We start from the raw sequence: 1,470 nt of genomic DNA, 5'->3' as shown, positions 1-1,470 counted from the left end.
CTAGTACGGCAGCCGCCATTTGCTAGCTGGCCAGGACATAGTCTCGTCGGAGACGTGCGCGTTGGTGGAACCAGCGTGCTCGGGCTTGGTGGCGGCGGCGCCAGTTGCGCCAGTGGGTGTCGTGGTCGGCGGGTTTCGGCCGGTGCCAGGTGGTGGCGAGCAGGCGGGCGGTTTCGGGGATGGTCAGCGGGATCATGCCGGGCTCGGCTGGTGGCCGTTGATCGGGTGTGTCCGGTGGCGGGGCTTGGGTGCCGGTGCGGGTTTTGAGGCGGGCGGCGGTGATCGCGCAGATGGCCAGGGCGGTCATGACCAGCACGGTGTGCCGGAGGATCGCGGTGTGGAGCCGGGCTTGGCATTGGTCGAGGCCGAAGGAGTCCTTGCTGAACTCGAAGGTTTCCTCGACCGGCCAGCGCAGCCCGGCGGCCCGCACGAGCCGGGCCAGGGTCAGCGGCTGGCCGTGCGGTACGTAGCAGTAGTGAAAGGCCAGGTCACCACTGGTGAGGTGACGGCGGACCAGCAGGTAATGCCGTGAGCCGGCCGCGATCCACGCCCACGCGTACCAGCGCTGGCCTTTCGAACCGGGACCGGCCGAGCGGACCTGCCACCGGCGTTTGTCGGTGGCGAGCAAAGCGACGGCCTTCGCGCAGGTCATCCGGGTCTCGGCGTTGAGGGTGAGCATGAAGTTCGAGGCCACGCGCAGCACGTAGGCCTGTTGCCGCTGTTCGAAGAACTCCCGCAGCTGGGTGCAGTTGCCGTAGACCTCGTCACCGCAGACGAAATCGAAGGTGACGCCGTCGGCGTAGGCATCGGTGCAGATGTCGATGGCCAGCTGCCCTTTGGTCCGGAACACCAGCCCGTCGGCGATGCCCATCTGCGACCTGGTGTCCGGGTCCGACAGGTGCTCGGCCGGGATCCATTGCCGCGCGGCGATCAGCGCATGCCCGACACGTTCACGGACATATGCCAGGTGCACCGTGTTGATCCCGTTCGCGAGCCGGCCGGCACAGCCCATGTACTGTCGTTTGACCCCGCACGTCGCCGTGCCGGCCTTCTGCTGGCCGGTCTCGTCCAGCGCGGCGATCCGCAACCCCCGCCGCGTCCGGCGTCCGGCCACCGCGTCCAGGCCGGTCACGACGAACCGGCGCACCTGACTGGCCGCCGCCTGCCCGTCCCACACCGCCCGGTTCAGCAACCTTTGGGTACGATCCGGGGTGCGGTCCCCGACCTGCTGCGCGATCGTCCACCCGTTCCGTTTCGGGATCTCGCTGACCAGCGCCGATACATACCGGCCCGCGTGCTGCCAGGTCTGCGTGCGCACGAAACACGACCGCAACCGCTCCAGCAACTCACCCGCGGTCCGGGCGGTCCGGGCAGCCTCTATCCTGGCAGCAGCAGCCGCCTTTGATCTTGTTGTCCTCACAAACACATGATCAACAGGCGGCTGCGTCCATGTTGGACACCGCCCCCACC

Annotated in this window: 1 protein-coding gene; it reads right to left on the bottom strand. The window is 68.3% G+C overall.

Features of this window, described 5'->3' with window-relative positions; all coding sequences use genetic code 11:
* Window positions 1-22: 22 nt before the first annotated feature.
* Window positions 23-1,420, bottom strand: coding sequence for an IS701 family transposase (locus ACFQS1_RS40395; protein WP_378978356.1), 1,398 nt, complete (start codon window positions 1,418-1,420; stop codon window positions 23-25).
* Window positions 1,421-1,470 lie beyond the last annotated feature (50 nt).

Origin of the sequence: Paractinoplanes rhizophilus (assembly GCF_042664765.1) — a bacterium.
Taxonomy (GTDB): domain Bacteria; phylum Actinomycetota; class Actinomycetes; order Mycobacteriales; family Micromonosporaceae; genus Actinoplanes; species Actinoplanes rhizophilus.
The sequence above is the reverse complement of the archived record's forward strand: the minus strand, read 5'-3'. Positions and strand labels throughout refer to the sequence as shown.